The organism is Vogesella lacus (assembly GCF_979366295.1).
On sequence record NZ_CEETQT010000022.1, the window covers coordinates 2501 to 4907 of the forward strand.

At 52.8% G+C, this 2407-nt stretch carries 1 rRNA gene (only partly in view); it reads left to right on the top strand.

Annotation, left to right across the window (positions count from 1 at the left end):
* Positions 1 to 2407: ribosomal RNA gene (locus tag ACZ9W6_RS17495) — 23S ribosomal RNA — on the top strand (its annotated part extends 480 nt beyond the left edge of the window); the annotation flags it as partial.

A 2407-nucleotide genomic window follows, 5' to 3' on the forward strand; every position in this document is an offset into this window, starting at 1 on the left:
CCCCGGGAGGGGAGTGAAATAGAACCTGAAACCGGATGCATACAAACAGTGGGAGCCTGGAAACGGGTGACTGCGTACCTTTTGTATAATGGGTCAGCGACTTACATTCAGTGGCAAGCTTAACCGAATAGGGGAGGCGTAGGGAAACCGAGTCCGAATAGGGCGATTTCAGTCGCTGGGTGTAGACCCGAAACCGAGTGATCTATCCATGGCCAGGATGAAGGTGCGGTAACACGCACTGGAGGTCCGAACCCACTAGTGTTGCAAAACTAGGGGATGAGCTGTGGATAGGGGTGAAAGGCTAAACAAACTCGGAGATAGCTGGTTCTCCCCGAAAACTATTTAGGTAGTGCCTCATGTATCACTTCCGGGGGTAAAGCACTGTTATGGCTAGGGGGTCATTGCGATTTACCAAACCATGGCAAACTCTGAATACCGGAAAGTGCAAGCATGGGAGACAGACGGTGGGTGCTAACGTCCATCGTCAAGAGGGAAACAACCCAGACCGCCAGCTAAGGTCCCAAATGATCAGTTAAGTGGTAAACGAGGTGGGAAGGCATAGACAGCCAGGATGTTGGCTTAGAAGCAGCCATCATTTAAAGAAAGCGTAATAGCTCACTGGTCGAGTCGTCCTGCGCGGAAGATGTAACGGGGCTCAAACTGATAACCGAAGCTGCGGATGGGCACATTAATGTGTCCGTGGTAGGGGAGCGTTCTGTAGGTCTGTGAAGGTGGTGGTGTAAACCCTGCTGGAGATATCAGAAGTGCGAATGCTGACATGAGTAGCGATAAAGCGGGTGAAAAGCCCGCTCGCCGAAAGCCCAAGGTTTCCTACGCAACGTTCATCGGCGTAGGGTGAGTCGGCCCCTAAGGCGAGGCTGAAAAGCGTAGTCGATGGGAAACGGGTTAATATTCCCGTACTTTTATGTAGTGCGATGTGGGGACGGAGAAGGTTAGGTCAGCGGCCTGTTGGAATAGGTCGTTTAAGGCGGTAGGCTGGTGCGGTAGGCAAATCCGCTGCACCTTAAGGCCGAGAACTGATGACGAGGGTCTACGGACCTGAAGTGACTGATACCACGCTTCCAGGAAAAGCCACTAAGCTTCAGCTACATAAGAACCGTACCGCAAACCGACACAGGTGGGCAGGATGAGAATTCTAAGGCGCTTGAGAGAACTCAGGAGAAGGAACTCGGCAAATTGATACCGTAACTTCGGGAGAAGGTATGCCTCTCTAGGTGAAGTTCCTGCGAATGGAGCTTGGAGAGGTCGCAGAGAATAGGTGGCTGCGACTGTTTATCAAAAACACAGCTCTGTGCCAACACGAAAGTGGACGTATACGGAGTGACGCCTGCCCGGTGCTGGAAGATTAAATGATGGGGTGCAAGCTCTTGATTGAAGTCCCAGTAAACGGCGGCCGTAACTATAACGGTCCTAAGGTAGCGAAATTCCTTGTCGGGTAAGTTCCGACCCGCACGAATGGCGTAACGATGGCCACACTGTCTCCTCTTGAGACTCAGCGAAGTTGAAATGTTTGTGAAGATGCAATCTCCCCGCTGCTAGACGGAAAGACCCCGTGAACCTTTACTGTAGCTTTGCATTGGACTTTGAACAGGCTTGTGTAGGATAGGTGGGAGGCTATGAAGCTGAGACGCTAGTTTCAGTGGAGCCGTCCTTGAAATACCACCCTGGTGTGTTTGAGGTTCTAACCTTGGTCCGTTATCCGGATCGGGGACAGTGCATGGTAGGCAGTTTGACTGGGGCGGTCTCCTCCCAAAGTGTAACGGAGGAGTTCGAAGGTTACCTAGGTACGGTCGGAAATCGTGCTGATAGTGCAATGGCAAAAGGTAGCTTAACTGCGAGACCGACAAGTCGAGCAGGTGCGAAAGCAGGACATAGTGATCCGGTGGTTCTGAATGGAAGGGCCATCGCTCAACGGATAAAAGGTACTCCGGGGATAACAGGCTGATTCCGCCCAAGAGTTCACATCGACGGCGGAGTTTGGCACCTCGATGTCGGCTCATCACATCCTGGGGCTGTAGCCGGTCCCAAGGGTATGGCTGTTCGCCATTTAAAGTGGTACGTGAGCTGGGTTCAAAACGTCGTGAGACAGTTTGGTCCCTATCTGCAGTGGGCGTTGGAAGTTTGACGGGGGCTGCTCCTAGTACGAGAGGACCGGAGTGGACGCACCTCTGGTGGACCGGTTGTGACGCCAGTCGCATCGCCGGGTAGCTAAGTGCGGAAGAGATAACCGCTGAAAGCATCTAAGCGGGAAACTTGCCTGAAGATGAGACTTCCCTGGAGGCTTGACCTCCCTGAAGAGTCGTTCGAGACCAGGACGTTGATAGGTCGGGTGTGGAAGCGCTGTGAGGCGTGTAGCTAACCGATACTAATTGCTCGTGAGGCTTGA